The sequence below is a fragment of the Thermococcus waiotapuensis genome (assembly GCF_055384795.1).
The window spans coordinates 1,069,949-1,084,442 of sequence record NZ_AP042429.1; the positions used below are offsets into that span (position 1 = coordinate 1,069,949).

Sequence of the window (14,494 nt, forward strand, 5' to 3'; positions counted from 1 at the left end):
CCTCAGAAGGGAGCCTCCTGGTAGACGCGTATGCCGTCCTCGGTGAAGCGTATTCTCTTCAGGTTGTTGTCATGAGGGACACCACGCATTTTTAGCACCTGGAGGGCCCGGATCATCTGGTAGTTCCTCATGAAGTGGTGAATCACTATGACCCCATCGGCCAAGTAGTGCTCGTCCGTGTAGGAGTCGCCCTGGAGCATTTCAGCGGTTATTATGGTAGTTATCTCAAGCTCCTGAAGTGCCCGAATGAATCTTCCGAGGGCCCATCGTTTGTTTTCGGGGTCCTTGATGAGATTCTCCATGGAAGTGAAGGAGTCTATCACGACTCTCTTTACTTCTCCCTCATTTATAACCTTTAGAATGGCGTTGAAGAGCTCGGTCCAGCTCATCCGGTATTCTGCCCTTAGCAGGTAACTTCCGAGGTCGTGAAACGTTATCATCCCGGAGTTTATATATCCCAGAAGGCCAAAGTTGTACCTGAGCATGTCCTGGATTATTATTTTTGGGTTTTCAACCAGGGAGATAAATACCCCTTTTTCTCCGTTTTTTGCTCCCTCAACGAGGAACTGTATTCCGATGGTTGTCTTTCCACTTCCCGGGGGGCCAGTTACAAGGTAGACCCTTCCAGGCAGGAAGCCTCCACCTATCATGTCGTCGAGTCCCGGAACACCGGAGGGGACCCTATCAAGGCTCCTGAGGAGTTCTCCAACGTACATCAAGTTCACCCGATTTAATTCCGAAAATTTTGTATTTAAAGTTGTCCCTCCAGCAACATTTTTATTGAGGCATTTAATCTGGTCGGTGGTGGGCATTATGGTAAGACTGGCCGCTTTCGATCTCAAGGGAACGCTGGTAAAATCAGTTTCCGGTTGGATTGAACTTCATAAAAAGTTTGGAACGTGGGAAAAGGGAAAGGAATACGCTGAAATGTTCTTTGAGGGAAGGATAGACTACGCCACCTGGGCCGAATTAGACGCATCCCTCTGGAAGGGGCACACAAGGGAGGAGATCTTTGAGTGGGTTGGATCGGTGGAGTTCATGGAAGGTGCGTATGAACTTTTTGATTTCCTGCGGGAGAACAATTTTAAAACGGCCATCCTGAGCAGTGGTCTTATGTGCCTTGCCAGAAAAATCGCGGATGATCTCGGGGCAGATTACGTGTTCGCCAACGAGCTGGTTTTCGACGAGAACGGCTTCATAACAGGAAAAGTCATCCCCCAGGTGGATTTTGTGGGAAAGGGATCGATCCTCAGGGCCCTCAAGGAAGAGCTCTCCCCCGAACTAACCGTGGCTGTCGGAGACGGATATAACGATCTTTCAATGTTTGCAGAGGCGGACGTCAGTATAGCCATAAACCCTCACGAAGGGGTCGAAGGGGATCACGTCGTTGAGAACCTACACGAAGTGATTGAAATAATCGGGGGACTGATAGAGGGGTGAGGTTTTTAATGAGTTTCCCCGAACCTTTCCGGGTTTGCCTCCCGCCTCCCAGCAGAAGCGTGAAGCGGGGCTTCCTGCCGGACCCTGGGGGATGAAGAGCTTTTGCTTTGCTGAAAGTTGATGACCACGCCCTTCACTGACCCCCTACAGTCCCGCCATTTTTAGGACAAGCCACCAGAACACGTCCCCCCAGAGGGCCGCGATCAGGAACCCCAGAAAGATGCTCGGTGCAAAGGGCATCGCCTTCTTCCTTAGGAATCTGTTGTCCAGTTTTCCTTCTCTGACGAGTTCCTTCAGCTTCTCTAGCTGCTCCCTCTTGAGTCCTTCTGCTGTGGGGGATGCTATTACTTCGCCTCCATAGATGTTCTGGAATTTGATGTCCCCAGTTCTTAGGGCATCCCTGAGAACCTCAAAGAAGCCCCTCCTGTCCCTCTTAACGACATCCCCCTCAATGTATATGGTCTCCCCCAGTATGTCCCACTCCCTCAACTCCTCAACGGGAACTTCCTCAACAAGGGCTTCTTCCCTGAGAACCCGAACTACGGAGAAGAACACCTTGAATGAGTACACCACGGCCAGCAGTTTGGCAAATGCATAAAGGGCGTCCGTTCCCGTGAGGTAAACCAGGTAGGTAAGAGAAACGAGGCCCGCAACGTCTCCAGCTTTTCTGTACTTTCCAAAGACCACAAAAAGAACAATCGTAAGGACGTACTGATAGGCTCCCCCCACTGAGAGACCGAGCCGGTTTAGAAAGAGGGCCAGGCCAATTCCGGCCAAAAGCCAGAGGGCCACCTCAACCGAGAGGTAGGCCCTTTCCGAAAAGACGTCCTTGAGTCTTTTGATATTTTTTCTAACCAGGAGCACGCCCAGGGCGTAGACGAAAAGGAACGGAAAAACGGCCAGTACACCGTTGAAAAGGATTGCTATGGGATAGAGGGGGTAGGAAGCTTCATAGGGGGCGACGACCCTGGCAAAGCTTAGTGGATACGGCAGGAGAGCCGAGAACGCAGCCAAAACCAGAACATCCCCGGAAGCCCACGCTCCCGCATAATAAAGAATCAGCCCAAGAACAAGCCCGATGAAAAAGCCCAGGATCCCAGAAATTGCCAACAAATAGTCCCCTTTGACGAGCCCAAGGTAAAGATAGACTATGAACCCGATCTCCGTTGCGGGGATTATTATTTTTTCAACCCTCCCTGCTATCACTTCCTCCCCTTCGTTTTCCAGCCCTTTTGCCTTTTCCACAAAGGCAAGGGTTGGAAAGACATGGTTATCAAATATGAACCCGGTTTTGATGTCGGTGTATGAGGTGAGAATCCCCATCAAAGATCCAACTAGGACGATGAGTGCACTGTACCACTCCATTCCTTCCCCTCCCGGCGTTAAAGGTTCTCCAGGACTTTCTCTCTGACGGTCTTTGTGTAGTCGGAAATCGTAGTCTCGAGCTGCCTGCTCGTGTCAAGAATGGTTTTCATCGCTATACCCACGAGAATCAGGGCAGCTGCGAGCATGAAGAGATACTCTATGGCAGTTTGAGCCCGCTTCATCGTCATCCACCTGCATATATTTCTGGCGTTCCCATGATTTAAGGGTTTCCCTGCCAATCTTTTTAAATCGTTCCCACCTCCCAGCTGTGAGGGGCCATGAGGGTTTATCACTTAAAGGTGCACGAGGAGTATCTTGAGTTCATACGCTCCGGTGAGAAGAGAATTGAGGTCAGGGTGGCGTACCCCCAGCTGAGGGGTATCAAACCGGGGGACAGGATAATATTCAACGACTCCATTCCGGCAATTGTTACAGAGGTTAAGAGGTACGAAACCTTCAGGCAGGTGCTGAGAGAAGAACCCATAGAAAAGATCTTCCCAGACGAGCCCAGCTTTGAGAGGGCCCTGAAGCGTTTCCACGGAATGTACCCAAAGTGGAAGGAGAACAGGTACGGGGTGATGGCCATAAAGTTCAAGCTCCTCGGTGGTGAAAATGAAGCACCTTGAGTTCGACGGAAAGTACTCCGAGGCCATCTTGAAGGGGAAGAAACGGGCAACCGTTAGGCTCGGTAGGAGGCCCGACCTGAAAGAGGGAGACGTGGTTCTCATTCACTCAGGTGGTTACGTCCTGGGAAAGGCCGTTATAGAGCGTGTCGAGAGCAAGACGGTTGGAGAGCTGACCAATGAGGATGCCCTTTTGGATGGTTTCTCCAGCAGGGAGGAGCTCATAAATGCCCTCAAGGAGCACTACAGGTGGGTAAACGAAAACTCAAAGGCCCATGTGGTGGTCTTTAAGTTAGTAGAGAAGTTCAATACGCCGGTTATGAGTTCTGACTACGCATACGAGGGGAATCTCCCAGTCGAGATAGCCGAGAAAGCCCTGAAATACCTGGATCTCCCGGAGGAAGATAGAAAGCTGATAGAGCTCTTTCTGAAAACCGGGAGCCTTAGAAAGGCCGCCTATCGTCTTGGTGGTCTAAACAAGCGCTACCTGATAAGGGACACATTAAGAAGAGCCTATGAACAGCTCAAGGAGAAAGGCCTCATGGGGCCGAAAGCCTGATCAGAGCTCGAGCCTCTCCTTTATGAGCCCCAAAAGCTCTCCAAAGGCCTTTCCAAGAGCCTCCTTGCTCCTGTACGGGTGCAGTACATCATCCTCGAAGTTCCTGACAAGTACTTCAACGGCCTCCTCTATTGTGAATGCCCCTTCCAGCCAGGCAAAAGCTATAACCGCCTCCGCCACGTCGCCTTTGCCGTGCTTGTCCGTCCTGGGAGGTATAAGATGCTTCAGCCCGGCCCTCTCGATGGCGATTGCGAGCGAAGCGTTTGGAACCCTTCCACCGGTTGGCTTTCCGGTGTACTCGCTGAGAGCCAGGGAAAATATGAAGTTTGCGAGCGAATCACCGAGGGTTGAGAGCCCCCTGTCCCTGAAATCCCTTGAGTAATTTATCCTGGGCCTTTCCTTCAACCGTTGCACCTCCTCAGTTCAAACGAAAGTGCGAGCATCCATACTAGGAGGGCAAAGAGCGAAAGCGTGAATAAAATCGATAGCACCACGAACGGCCCGGTATCAAAGATCATTAGGGTGAAGCGGTCTATAAGCTTAACCATGTTCCAGTTTGGGTGTTCAATGTGAACGTGGAACCAGAAGCTGGTGGGGAACATTATGGGCCAGAGGGTGGGGGGTACTGTGGGGAGGAACATGACAACCCTCGAAGGCCAGTCGAGTTCGGGGAGGGCAAGGAGGAGGAACGCTATAAGCGGAAGGGAGTACTGGGTGTTAACCCTCCAGTAAGTGAGAAGGAATGCCGCGTAGGCCAGGGCAATAGAAACCCTGAGGTTTCTTAGCCTGTAGTGGGTGAAAAGAACACCCATTAAGGCCAAAACTGAGAAGATAGCCCAGTGCCTCATGTAGAACAGTGTGTTTAGGCCTGAGATTTCGTGAACAAAGGTCAGGAGGGAAACTATCCCGTTGAGGTTATAGGCTATCGGGTATGTGTAGTCCGGCTTCATGCCCTGAAGCAGATCGGGTATCCCAAGGAGGGATGCTGGCTTGAGGAGGAAGGGGAGGAACGGGATGGCTGTCCCGGCCACGAAACTCCCGAGGGATTCTTTGAGCGCTCCAGGAGTTTTCCATTTGTCAAGCAGTTCATCCCAGAGAACTACCAGGGCTGGAAAAATTATCGTATGCTTGACCGCCAGGCTGAAGCCAATCAACCCGTAGCCGAGGTTTTTCCTTCCGTTCTCAACAAAATAAAGCCCGAGGAGGAATGGAAGAAGCGCAAGCCCATCGAACATGCCGTATACCGAGGAAACGTAGATAACCATGGGGTTGAAAAGGTACAGAGAGGAAACACCCAGAGCAAGCTTTTCCGATTTTTTCCTCAGGAAGAGGTATAGAAGGATCCCTACCCCCACATCGGCGATGATGAAGAGGGATTTTACGGCCATGATCCACGACGTGGAGGCGAAGACATGATAGCCCGATGAGTCCCAGAAGAACTTAACGGCCCCATCCCCCACGATAACCCTCAAAAGGGCCATCAAATATACCAAAACCGGGCCGTAAACGTAGGGCCAGTTGTAGGGCCATCCTTCTTCTTCCCAGTGTTTTCCATCGGCGTAGGAATAGAAGTCAAGGGGATGGCGGAGCATCGTCCCGGCGAAGCCATAGAACTGGGGGATATCGCTTCCCGTCGAGTAGGGCGCTATGTAAAGTCTGATGGAGAGCGAGAGGAGTAGTATAACCAAAAGGACATAAAACGAACGCTCTTTTCCCGGGTTTGATTTCGGCCTTCTCATGGTGAGTGGTATAATTTAACGTTTAAAAAATTATCGCCGGAGACTCAGGAGGAAACCGCGCTCCTCCAGGCCTCAAGGGCTTCCCTGGCCCTCTCGAATATCTTCTGGGCGGCCTTTTCAAGTGCCTCCTCCGGACTTTCCTTGCCGTCCGTTACTACCTTGAACTTCGGTTTTCTGGCCATGAGGATCGGGTGATCTATTGAGTAAGCCGCGAATTTAACGTGTTCGTCCTCGTGGAGAACCTCGACCAGCAGGTTGGCGAAGGTGTGATCCTCTTCTTCCAGGTAAAACTCAAGTTTGTTGTCTTCCCTTTTGATGACCTCAATCTTCATATTCCTCACCCTCTTTGGAGATGTGTTTGATGACCTCTTCCAGGGCCTGCTCCTTGTTCTTTATGAGTTCGTATTTAAACTTATCCTCCTTCCACTCTGCCAGGCCAAGCTCTACCAGGAGCTCAAGAACCTCTTCCGCCGGGATGCCGTATACCACGGACACCGGGAGGACTACCTCTCTTATCTGGCGGGTTGTCTGGAGGGATACCTCAGCCAGAGCCTGCCCCAGCTCTCTAACTAACTCCAAAGCTTCTGTCCATGGGAGCGAGGTTATGAGCTCTTTCCCGTCTTCATCGAACATCACGGTTTCTCCTTTTAGCTGGAGTATCCAAAGGAGAACCGGCAGGGAAACGCTGGTCCCCGCTTCCCTGAACAGGTCATCGGGCGAATAGCGGTAGAGTCCCCTCTTATCCGGGTAAAGCTTCGCCCTTATCCTGTTGTGAATGGCCCTTATTTTTCCCATGGTCTCCCTTATCTCGTCTTTTGTTCCCTGGACGTTTATTTTGATTGAATCCAGCTTTCCATGGACGTATATGAAAGCCGGCAGTCTGAGCTTTTGGATCTCCTTAAGCAGTTCCTCCTTCTCCTCCTCGCTCCTCACGTGTATTGTTATAACCCTCTTTGCCCGGGACATTCAAATCACCAGCTTGCGGTAGAGCCTTGAGAGCTTTCTTGTTTCAATGTTTCCGCACTTGGGGCAGATCAGCTTGTCCCCCCTTCTTATGAGAGGCGTTCTGCATCTGGAGCAGAAGGCGTAAACTACCCCCAGGTCTGGATCTTTTGTAGTAAGCTGAATTGGGCTCTTTTCGTTGGAAATTACCCTGGCACGGACTATGTCACCTATTTTGAACTCACTGCTCAGGTCTTCAACGAAACCGTTTTTGATGCTGGAAACGTGGATTCCGGCCATTTTTGAAGTCGCGATTTCCCTTCTGATTTCTCCCTCTATCCGAAGAAGATTAACCATAACCGCCGGGGGCTTCACATCAATGACCCGCGCCAGAACTATGTCCCCAACCTTTGGAAGGGGTGGTGTGTCCGTCACTGGCTCGACGTAGATTTCCATTTTCTCCTGATCTATTCTAACCCTCCCTGCTCTTGTGGCTATTAACTCGCCGTTTTCTTCCTTCACTCCCTCACCCGGGAGATACTCTTCAATAACCCCCAGGTGATCCCCAGGGAGCACAAGATCGCCTTCTTTTAATGTCTTTTTAACCTCCATCCTCCCACCCAGTAGGGATTCCAGCGAGGATTTTTTAAGCCTTTGCTACCGTCGCGATAACTTTAAATTTATGTTTGACGAGTGGGCTTTGCCATGTTCGGAGAGCACGAGCTAAAAACACAGTTCATAAAGATTGCCGACAAAAAGATACACCTGCTCGAGGATAAAGGGGGCGTTGTTCGGTACAGAAGGGATGAGGTTGAAAAAATCATCAAAAGCAACGGGGAAAAACTCAAAATTCTGCCTTCCCCGGCGGTGGGCTATGGAGTCAGGCTCCTCATGGTGAAGTTCAGGGAACCCGTTGTGGTTCCGCCCCAAGAGTCTCTGGGGGGATTTGTCGAAGCTCCAGTGGAGATTGATGTCAAAGTTGGCGAGCTTAGCATAGACCACTTTATTGTTGGAAGGGAAAAATACGCCCTCTACGGGACGCTTGAGGCGGGGATTATATGCCGTTATCATGTAAGCCCATTCTACGCGGAAGAGCCCGAGAGTTTGGGTGTGGCCGAGCTGATCGTCTCGAATCCCTCAAGCGATTGGAAATCCCTTGAGAAGATTATAATCCCGGTAAAAGGGAGCTCAATGTACTATACGAAGGAGAGGGCTTACTACCCCCTCATCATCGTTACGCTGAAAAATCACGTTCCGGAGGTCAACAACACGGGAAAACCCCCCAAGGAGGGCCTGAACGCCGTAGGTGACAGGCTCCCGCTTCCGGACTTCCTGATGAGGTGGTGAAGATGACAACGGCCAACACAACCTCCTTTTGGGAGCAGGGTGTTTTTGGCCAGGGCCTGATCCTCGGTATAACCGTCGGAGGAATCACCAAGGCACTGCTCATACTCGTCGCAGCTCTCATAATTGCAAGGTTTGTGAGGGCGTATCTCCTCAACCTCTCCCGGAGTACCAAGTACATCTGGATAATCAACGAGGACACCGCCTCAACGCTCCACAACATGATAGTGGTCATAGCCATCGTCTATGCCTTTGAGGCCCTTGGGGCTATGGCCTTTAAGATTGGAGGGGCAAACATGAGCAACATCCTCGCTGGATTTCTGGTGTTCTACTTCTCTTACATCTTCGCCAAGAAGTCAAAAGACTACATGATAATGCGCTCTCCAACGCAAAATCTTCCTGAGGTCCAGGTTAAGGCGAAGCTCTTCTACTACCTCATTGTTGTACTAGCCTTTTTCATAGCCCTCAACATTGCCGGCTTCACTGGCAGGCTGACAACGATCTTTGCAGCGGCCGGAATAACGGGTATCGTCCTCGGTTTTGCCTCTCAAACTGTTGTGGCCAACTTCATCTCGGGCATATTCATGTACTTTGATAAGCCCCTCAAAATAGGCGACCCCGTGGAAGTTGCCGGCTATTCCGGAATAGTGCACGATATAAGGATCCTTTCAACCAGAATACGAACGTGGGATGGCGTTTTGGTTAGGATCCCAAACGAGAAGCTCTTCAACAGCGAGATACAGAACCTGATGAAGTATCCCGCGAGAAGGGTCGACATAACGGTTGGCATAGGCTACAAAGAAGACGCAGGGAAAGCTATAGAGGTAATAAAGAAGACCCTCGACGAGATGTCCTACGTTCTGGCAGAGCCAGAACCAGTGGTGTTCGTGGACAACCTCGGGGACAGCAGTGTGAACATATCAATTAGGGCGTGGGCACCGAGCGAAAAGTGGTTTGATGTAAGGATCCAAATAGTCCAGAAGGTCAAAGAGGCCCTCGACAGGGAAGGCATAGAGATACCGTTCCCGCAGAGGGTCAACTGGTTCCCGGAGCCCATAAGGATAAAGGTCGAGGGAGAGAGGGGAAACTGAGCCGCTGCTTTTCTTTTCCTCTTTGGACAGGTTTATAAGCCAAGGGGAAAACTTTTAGTAGTTTACGCCCAGCCATGGGTGGTGGTTAAGGATGAGAATGCTTCTGATACACTCCGACTACCTCGAGTACGAGGTCAAGGACAGGGCCCTGAAGAACCCGGAGCCGATAAGCGAAGAGCAGAGGAAGGGCAGGCTCGACGAGGTCTTGGCGGTCTTCATGAGCGTTGAGAAGGTTGACGAGGCGAACCCGGAAGAGGTCGTTGAGAAAGCCGTGAAGGAAATCAAGGACGTTGCAGGACAGGTTAAGGCGGAGAAGATATTCGTTTACCCCTTCGCCCACCTGAGCAGTGACCTGGCGAAGCCTGACGTTGCCCTCGAGGTCCTCCAGAAGGTTGAGGAGAAGCTTAAGGAGGAAGGCTTCGAAGTCAAGCGCGCCCCCTTCGGCTACTACAAGGCCTTCAAGCTCTCCTGCAAGGGACACCCGCTCGCTGAACTCAGCAGGTCAGTAGTTCCAAGCGGAGAGGCTGTAAGCACGGAGGAGCGCAACATAGCCCTCGAAAAGGAGGAAGAACTCAAGAGCTACTGGTATATCCTCACGCCTGGGGGGGAGCTGGTTGAGGTTGACAAGTTCGACTTCACCGGCCATGAAAACCTCCGGAAGTTTGCAAACTACGAGATAAACAAGAACAGGGCCGCCGATAGAGAGCCACCCCACGTTAAGCTCATGCTCGAGCACGAGCTCGTCGACTACGAGCCCGGAAGCGATCAGGGCAACCTCAGGTACTATCCGAAGGGCAGGCTCATCAAGGGCCTCCTCGAGCAGTACGTCACCGAGAAGGTCATCGAGTACGGCGCCATGGAGGTGGAGACTCCCATTATGTACGACTTCGAGCACCCGGCGCTCGAGAAGTACCTGAACCGCTTCCCGGCGAGGCAGTACGTAGTTAAGAGCGGTGACAAGAAGTTCTTCCTCCGCTTTGCCGCCTGCTTCGGCCAGTTCCTCATAAAGAAGGACGCGACCATAAGCTACCGCAACCTGCCGCTCAGGATGTACGAGCTTACGCGCTACTCCTTCAGGAGGGAGAAGAGCGGTGAGTTGAGCGGTCTGAGGAGGTTGAGGGCCTTCACCATGCCGGATATGCACACGGTAGCCAGAGACCTCAGGCAGGCCATGGACGAGTTCAAGAAGCAGTACAAGCTCAGCATGGAGGTTCTCAAGGGGGTCGGTCTGACGCCAGATGACTACGAGGTCGCGATACGCTTCACCAGGGACTTCTGGGAGGAGAACAGGGACTTCATCGTCGAGCTTGCGAAGATAATAGGCAAGCCCGTCCTCATCGAGATGTGGGACCAGAGGTTCTTCTACTTCATCCTCAAGTTCGAGTTCAACTTCGTGGACAACCTCGATAAAGCGGCCGCTTTGAGCACCGTGCAGATAGACGTGGAAAACGCCGAGCGCTTTGGAATAACCTACTACGACGAGGAGGGACAGAAGCGGTACCCGCTCATACTCCACTGCTCGCCGAGCGGTGCCATCGAGCGTGTAATGTATGCCATCCTTGAAAAGCAGGCGAAACTGCAGGCCCAGGGTAAGAAGCCGATGTTCCCGCTCTGGCTCAGCCCGATACAGGTCAGGGTTATCCCGGTGAGCGAGGAGGTCATGGACTACGCTCTCTACGTAGCTGGCAAGCTCGAAGGCGCTAAGATAAGAGTGGACGTCGATGACACCAACGACAGGCTCAACAAGAAGATAAGGGAAGCTGAGAAGGAGTGGGTTCCCTACATTGTGGTTGTCGGCAGGAACGAGAAGGAGCAGAACACAATCACCGTGAGGAGAAGAAGCGATGGAGCTCAGGTTGAAATGCAGATCGAAGACCTGATCAAGGAGATAAAGGCCCAGACCGAGGGCTTCCCCTACAGGCCGAGGCCTCTGCCGCTCCTCCTCAGCAGGAGGCCGAAGTTCAAGGGATGACCTGTCTTTTCTTTCCCCCTTTTTCGGCTGAGGTGCTCACCAGGTTTGGACCCTGAAAAGCGTCCCACTGGCCGTTCCAGCCATTGAGTACGTTTCGTAGATGACAAGACCGCTGTTCCAGGGTTACAGCCCCAAACAAAAAAGGAACATAAAAGTTTGCTTCAGGTCATGAGCATGTTTTCAATTATCTTTATGGCTTCAGCTATTTTCTTTTCCGGTTTTTCGTCGTCTTTGGGGATCTCGAGGTTTATCACAAGGCGTTCTTCATGGTTGTCTTCCAGGTCGTAGACCTCGAGTTCCTCAACCTCAACTTCCCCAAATATGCTCTCCAGCTCAGGGCTGATGACCTTTCTGTCGTTTCCGTAAACCTCAACCCGAACCACGTTGTCCGTTGTCGAGACAACGACCACTATCTCATAGGATCCGATCTTTTTTGAGAAGCGGAGGGCACTTCCATACCCAACAACCTCTTCCTTGAAGCCCAGCTGGAGCATTGTGCCTCTTATCGAATCGGTTTTGGCTCTTATCCTGCGCATTATCCTCTCCCTTAACTTTGAGCTCTCTTCGAGGGCCTTTTTAATACCCTCGCCGGCTCTCTCAATGGGGCCTTCCCATATCCCGATTATCTTTATCCCGGACGAGCCGGGCCTGAATTCCAGCTTAATTGAATCAACGTCAAAGTCCCGGAAGTCTTCGACTTTAAGCTCGCCCAGAGTCATTATGTCAAACTCAATCCTTGCAGTTGAGCCAAAGGCCCAGCCTTTAAACTTCACTCCCACCACCTGGGGCCATCTCTTTCACCCCATTTAAAAACCTTCCCCCTTCACCATAAACTGGAATACTGGAGCCCAAAATTGAAAAATTCATCCTAATATCCAGCTTCTCTCCCTGTAGCGTCCTCTGCTCTCTATTTCTTGTATTTTCTCCTTTACCTCTTCCTTGAGGTCTTCGCCCATAATCTCAGCGTAGCCCTCCAAAACGGCCTCAAAGCCAGCCTCGAACCACCGGTAGTGGGTGCTCTCCATTGCCCTTTTCAGGAGGTGGAGGTCAACGCCCCTCGCCTCGAGAGTTGAATCGAAATCCGCCAGACCGAAATCTATGAGGTAGACCTTCCCCTCCCGGAATATCATGTTGCTCGTCGTTAAGTCGCCGTGGACTATCCCAGCCCTGTGAAGCCTTCCTATCTGCCTTCCGATTTCCCTGCAAAGGCTTAGCCTCTCTTTCATTTCGACTTTTTCCAGCAGCTCCTTAAGGCGCTCCCCCTCAATGAACTCCATTACGATTTTCATGTCTTTAAGATCAACTTCATACACGTGGGGGCAGTTTACACCGAACTCTTTCGCCCTGTGGAGTATCCTTGCCTCCCTCACAGTTCTTTCTTTTCTCAGCCTGATGTCTATCTCCCCTATCCTGTAGCGCTTTGGGATCCTGTGCTTGACTATCACCTTCTCCTTCAGGAGAGGAACCCCGAACACTTCCTCGAAGGTGGCCTCGTAGATCTTTGCCTCGGCTCCCTGGGCTATGAGCTTCACGATATCACCCCTCTCGATCCACAATTAGAACTTCCCGGAAAGGGTTTTAGTCCTTTTCCCCACATTTTTTCGAATTTTTGTCATTGTTCCAGTTTTAGAGCTTTTCTTTGAAATTTTTAGCCCAAAACTTTTTATGGAATGCTGACGAAGCGTTTCTGCAAAAAGAAATTCCACGGGAGGAACGTCAAATGGTGCAGCAGTTTAGTGGCCAGCCGGTTGTTATTCTGCCTGAGGGGACTCAGAGGTACGTTGGTAGGGACGCCCAGAGACTGAACATCCTGGCTGCGAGAATAATAGCCGAAACCGTCAGAACCACCCTCGGCCCCAAGGGAATGGACAAAATGCTCGTCGACAGCCTTGGGGATGTTGTTGTCACCAACGACGGTGCAACCATACTCGACGAGATGGACATCCAGCACCCTGCCGCGAAGATGATGGTTGAGGTTGCCAAGACCCAGGACAAGGAGGCGGGCGATGGAACTACCACTGCTGTCGTCATCGCCGGTGAACTCCTCAGGAAGGCTGAGGAGTTACTCGACCAGAACATTCACCCAAGCATCATCGTCAAGGGTTACGTCCTCGCAGCAGAGAAAGCCCAGGAAATACTCGAAAACATAGCCATTAGGGTCACCCCGGATGATGAGGAGATCCTCATGAAGATAGCCATGACCTCAATCACCGGCAAGAGCGCCGAGAGCTACAAGGAGCTCTTTGCAAGGCTCGCCGTCGAGGCCGTCAAGCAGGTCGCAGAGAAGAAGGACGGTAAGTATACCATTGACCTCGACAACATTAAGCTCGAAAAGAAGGCAGGCGAGAGCGTTGAGGAGAGCGAGCTCGTTAGGGGAGTAGTCATTGATACGGAAGTTGTTCACCCGAGGATGCCGAAGAGGGTCGAGAACGCTAAGATAGCCCTCATCGACGAGGCCCTTGAAGTCAAGAAGACTGAAACAGACGCAAAGATCAACATCACCGACCCCAACCACCTCATGAGCTTCCTCGAGCAGGAGGAGAGGATGCTCAGAGAAATGGTTGAGAAGATCAGGGAGGTTGGGGCCAACGTCGTCTTCGTCCAGAAGGGTATCGACGACTTAGCCCAGCACTACCTTGCCAAATACGGCATAATGGCAGTCAGGAGGGTCAAGAAGAGCGACATGGAGAAGCTGGCCAAGGCTACTGGAGCTAAAATCGTCACCAACGTTCGCGATCTAACTCCGGAGGACCTCGGCCACGCTGACCTCGTCGAGCAGAGGAAAGTTGCTGGAGAGAACATGGTCTTCGTCGAAGGCTGCAAGAACCCGAAGGCTGTAACAATCCTCATCCGCGGTGGCACAGAGCACGTAGTTGATGAAGTCGAGAGGGCCCTTGAAGATGCCCTCAAGGTCGTTAAAGACGTGATGGAGGACGGCTACATACTCCCGGCGGGCGGTGCCCCGGAGATTGAGCTGGCCATCAGGCTCGACGAGTACGCCAAGGCCGTTGGCGGCAAGGAGGCCCTCGCTATAGAAGCCTTTGCGGATGCCCTCAAGATAATCCCGAAGACCTTAGCGGAGAACGCAGGGCTTGACACCGTCGACGTCCTCGTTAAGGTCATCAGCGAGCACAAGAACAGAGGTCCCAGAATAGGCATCGACGTCTTCGAGGGAGGGCCTGCTGATATGCTGGAGCGCGGCGTCATCGCTCCGCTCCGCGTTCCGAAACAGGCCATCAAGAGCGCCAGCGAGGCAGCAATAATGATCCTCCGCATAGACGACGTCATCGCCGCCAAGGCCAGCAAGTCAGAGAAAGGCGAGGGCGGAATGCCCGGCGGTATGGGCGACATGGACATGGGCATGTGATGCCTTTCCCTTCTTTTTTGCTCGTTTTAGAGAAAAGGCATCAGCTCGGAAT

17 protein-coding genes are annotated in these 14,494 nt (G+C 51.9%); 7 read left to right on the forward strand and 10 right to left on the reverse strand.

Annotation, left to right across the window (positions count from 1 at the left end):
* Positions 1 to 2: 2 nt before the first annotated feature.
* Entirely contained in the window at positions 3 to 716 is a 714-nt protein-coding gene (locus tag ACZ47M_RS05955; protein ID WP_315342887.1) for an RAD55 family ATPase, read from the reverse strand.
* Between the two features lie 97 nt (positions 717 to 813).
* On the opposite strand from ACZ47M_RS05955, the gene ACZ47M_RS05960 reads away from it, so the two are divergent.
* Positions 814 to 1,440, forward strand: a complete 627-nt coding sequence (locus ACZ47M_RS05960; protein WP_315342885.1) for an HAD-IB family phosphatase — start codon at positions 814 to 816, stop codon at positions 1,438 to 1,440.
* Between the two features lie 144 nt (positions 1,441 to 1,584).
* Here ACZ47M_RS05960 and ACZ47M_RS05965 read toward each other — a convergent pair whose 3' ends face one another.
* Entirely contained in the window at positions 1,585 to 2,805 is a 1,221-nt protein-coding gene (locus ACZ47M_RS05965) for an A24 family peptidase C-terminal domain-containing protein (RefSeq protein ID WP_315342695.1), read from the reverse strand.
* 17 nt (positions 2,806 to 2,822) lie between these two features.
* Complete coding sequence (locus tag ACZ47M_RS05970) at positions 2,823 to 2,987, reverse strand: class III signal peptide-containing protein (protein ID WP_315342694.1); 165 nt, start codon at positions 2,985 to 2,987, stop codon at positions 2,823 to 2,825.
* Between the two features lie 96 nt (positions 2,988 to 3,083).
* On the opposite strand from ACZ47M_RS05970, the gene ACZ47M_RS05975 reads away from it, so the two are divergent.
* Positions 3,084 to 3,431 (forward strand): ASCH domain-containing protein, encoded by a 348-nt coding sequence (locus tag ACZ47M_RS05975; RefSeq protein ID WP_010477958.1) that lies wholly within the window; start codon positions 3,084 to 3,086, stop codon positions 3,429 to 3,431.
* A complete protein-coding gene (locus ACZ47M_RS05980) occupies positions 3,418 to 3,987 on the forward strand; it encodes an ASCH domain-containing protein (RefSeq protein WP_315342883.1) in 570 nt (189 codons plus the stop codon). The genes ACZ47M_RS05975 and ACZ47M_RS05980 overlap by 14 nt, the downstream gene beginning before the upstream one ends.
* Here ACZ47M_RS05980 and ACZ47M_RS05985 read toward each other — a convergent pair whose 3' ends face one another.
* Genes ACZ47M_RS05985 through ACZ47M_RS06005 form a run of 5 tightly spaced genes read right to left on the reverse strand, consistent with a single transcriptional unit; the run spans position 3,988 to position 7,280 of the window.
* Complete coding sequence (locus tag ACZ47M_RS05985) at positions 3,988 to 4,392, reverse strand: ribonuclease III family protein (RefSeq protein ID WP_315342691.1); 405 nt, start codon at positions 4,390 to 4,392, stop codon at positions 3,988 to 3,990.
* The gene (locus tag ACZ47M_RS05990) at positions 4,389 to 5,726 is read right to left on the reverse strand and encodes a hypothetical protein (protein WP_315342689.1); all 1,338 of its coding nucleotides are present in this window, start codon (positions 5,724 to 5,726) and stop codon (positions 4,389 to 4,391) included. The genes ACZ47M_RS05985 and ACZ47M_RS05990 overlap by 4 nt, the downstream gene beginning before the upstream one ends.
* A 44-nt stretch (positions 5,727 to 5,770) precedes the next feature.
* Positions 5,771 to 6,058 carry a DNA-directed RNA polymerase subunit L gene (locus ACZ47M_RS05995; protein WP_315342687.1) on the reverse strand — a complete coding sequence of 96 codons (288 nt, stop codon included), beginning with the start codon at positions 6,056 to 6,058 and terminating at the stop codon, positions 5,771 to 5,773.
* Positions 6,048 to 6,692, reverse strand: a complete 645-nt coding sequence (locus ACZ47M_RS06000; protein WP_315342685.1) for a DUF2067 family protein — start codon at positions 6,690 to 6,692, stop codon at positions 6,048 to 6,050. The genes ACZ47M_RS05995 and ACZ47M_RS06000 overlap by 11 nt, the downstream gene beginning before the upstream one ends.
* The gene (locus ACZ47M_RS06005; protein WP_315342684.1) at positions 6,693 to 7,280 is read right to left on the reverse strand and encodes an exosome complex RNA-binding protein Csl4; all 588 of its coding nucleotides are present in this window, start codon (positions 7,278 to 7,280) and stop codon (positions 6,693 to 6,695) included.
* Positions 7,281 to 7,373: 93 nt separating this feature from the next.
* Here ACZ47M_RS06005 and ACZ47M_RS06010 point away from each other — a divergent pair, with 93 nt between their 5' ends.
* From ACZ47M_RS06010 to ACZ47M_RS06020, 3 genes are all read left to right on the forward strand, one after another.
* Positions 7,374 to 8,015, forward strand: coding sequence for a DUF432 domain-containing protein (locus ACZ47M_RS06010; protein WP_315342881.1), 642 nt, complete (start codon positions 7,374 to 7,376; stop codon positions 8,013 to 8,015).
* A 2-nt stretch (positions 8,016 to 8,017) separates the two neighbouring features.
* Positions 8,018 to 9,103, forward strand: coding sequence for a mechanosensitive ion channel family protein (locus ACZ47M_RS06015; RefSeq protein ID WP_315342879.1), 1,086 nt, complete (start codon positions 8,018 to 8,020; stop codon positions 9,101 to 9,103).
* A gap of 91 nt (positions 9,104 to 9,194) precedes the next feature.
* Positions 9,195 to 11,075: a threonine--tRNA ligase gene (locus ACZ47M_RS06020; protein WP_315342683.1), complete on the forward strand. Its 1,881-nt coding sequence runs from the start codon at positions 9,195 to 9,197 to the stop codon at positions 11,073 to 11,075.
* Between the two features lie 161 nt (positions 11,076 to 11,236).
* Here the strand turns inward: ACZ47M_RS06020 and ACZ47M_RS06025 are convergent, their stop codons facing one another.
* Complete coding sequence (locus tag ACZ47M_RS06025; protein WP_315342877.1) at positions 11,237 to 11,848, reverse strand: hypothetical protein; 612 nt, start codon at positions 11,846 to 11,848, stop codon at positions 11,237 to 11,239.
* A 90-nt stretch (positions 11,849 to 11,938) separates the two neighbouring features.
* The gene (locus ACZ47M_RS06030; RefSeq protein WP_315342680.1) at positions 11,939 to 12,607 is read right to left on the reverse strand and encodes a Kae1-associated kinase Bud32; all 669 of its coding nucleotides are present in this window, start codon (positions 12,605 to 12,607) and stop codon (positions 11,939 to 11,941) included.
* A 191-nt stretch (positions 12,608 to 12,798) separates the two neighbouring features.
* Here ACZ47M_RS06030 and thsB point away from each other — a divergent pair, with 191 nt between their 5' ends.
* Positions 12,799 to 14,442 carry a thermosome subunit beta gene (gene thsB, locus ACZ47M_RS06035; RefSeq protein WP_464883410.1) on the forward strand — a complete coding sequence of 548 codons (1,644 nt, stop codon included), beginning with the start codon at positions 12,799 to 12,801 and terminating at the stop codon, positions 14,440 to 14,442.
* Positions 14,443 to 14,494: the final 52 nt, after the last annotated feature.

What these genes read in the sequence shown, in the direction of transcription:
- ACZ47M_RS05955 (WP_315342887.1), bottom strand. Translation starts at nt 716, where the DNA reads ATGTACGTTGGAGAACTCCTCAGGAGCCTTGATAGGGTCCCCTCCGGT.
- ACZ47M_RS05960 (WP_315342885.1), top strand. Translation starts at nt 814, where the DNA reads ATGGTAAGACTGGCCGCTTTCGATCTCAAGGGAACGCTGGTAAAATCA.
- ACZ47M_RS05965 (WP_315342695.1), bottom strand. Translation starts at nt 2,805, where the DNA reads ATGGAGTGGTACAGTGCACTCATCGTCCTAGTTGGATCTTTGATGGGG.
- ACZ47M_RS05970 (WP_315342694.1), bottom strand. Translation starts at nt 2,987, where the DNA reads ATGAAGCGGGCTCAAACTGCCATAGAGTATCTCTTCATGCTCGCAGCT.
- ACZ47M_RS05975 (WP_010477958.1), top strand. Translation starts at nt 3,084, where the DNA reads ATGAGGGTTTATCACTTAAAGGTGCACGAGGAGTATCTTGAGTTCATA.
- ACZ47M_RS05980 (WP_315342883.1), top strand. Translation starts at nt 3,418, where the DNA reads ATGAAGCACCTTGAGTTCGACGGAAAGTACTCCGAGGCCATCTTGAAG.
- ACZ47M_RS05990 (WP_315342689.1), bottom strand. Translation starts at nt 5,726, where the DNA reads ATGAGAAGGCCGAAATCAAACCCGGGAAAAGAGCGTTCGTTTTATGTC.
- ACZ47M_RS05995 (WP_315342687.1), bottom strand. Translation starts at nt 6,058, where the DNA reads ATGAAGATTGAGGTCATCAAAAGGGAAGACAACAAACTTGAGTTTTAC.
- ACZ47M_RS06000 (WP_315342685.1), bottom strand. Translation starts at nt 6,692, where the DNA reads ATGTCCCGGGCAAAGAGGGTTATAACAATACACGTGAGGAGCGAGGAG.
- ACZ47M_RS06005 (WP_315342684.1), bottom strand. Translation starts at nt 7,280, where the DNA reads ATGGAGGTTAAAAAGACATTAAAAGAAGGCGATCTTGTGCTCCCTGGG.
- ACZ47M_RS06010 (WP_315342881.1), top strand. Translation starts at nt 7,374, where the DNA reads ATGTTCGGAGAGCACGAGCTAAAAACACAGTTCATAAAGATTGCCGAC.
- ACZ47M_RS06015 (WP_315342879.1), top strand. Translation starts at nt 8,018, where the DNA reads ATGACAACGGCCAACACAACCTCCTTTTGGGAGCAGGGTGTTTTTGGC.
- ACZ47M_RS06020 (WP_315342683.1), top strand. Translation starts at nt 9,195, where the DNA reads ATGAGAATGCTTCTGATACACTCCGACTACCTCGAGTACGAGGTCAAG.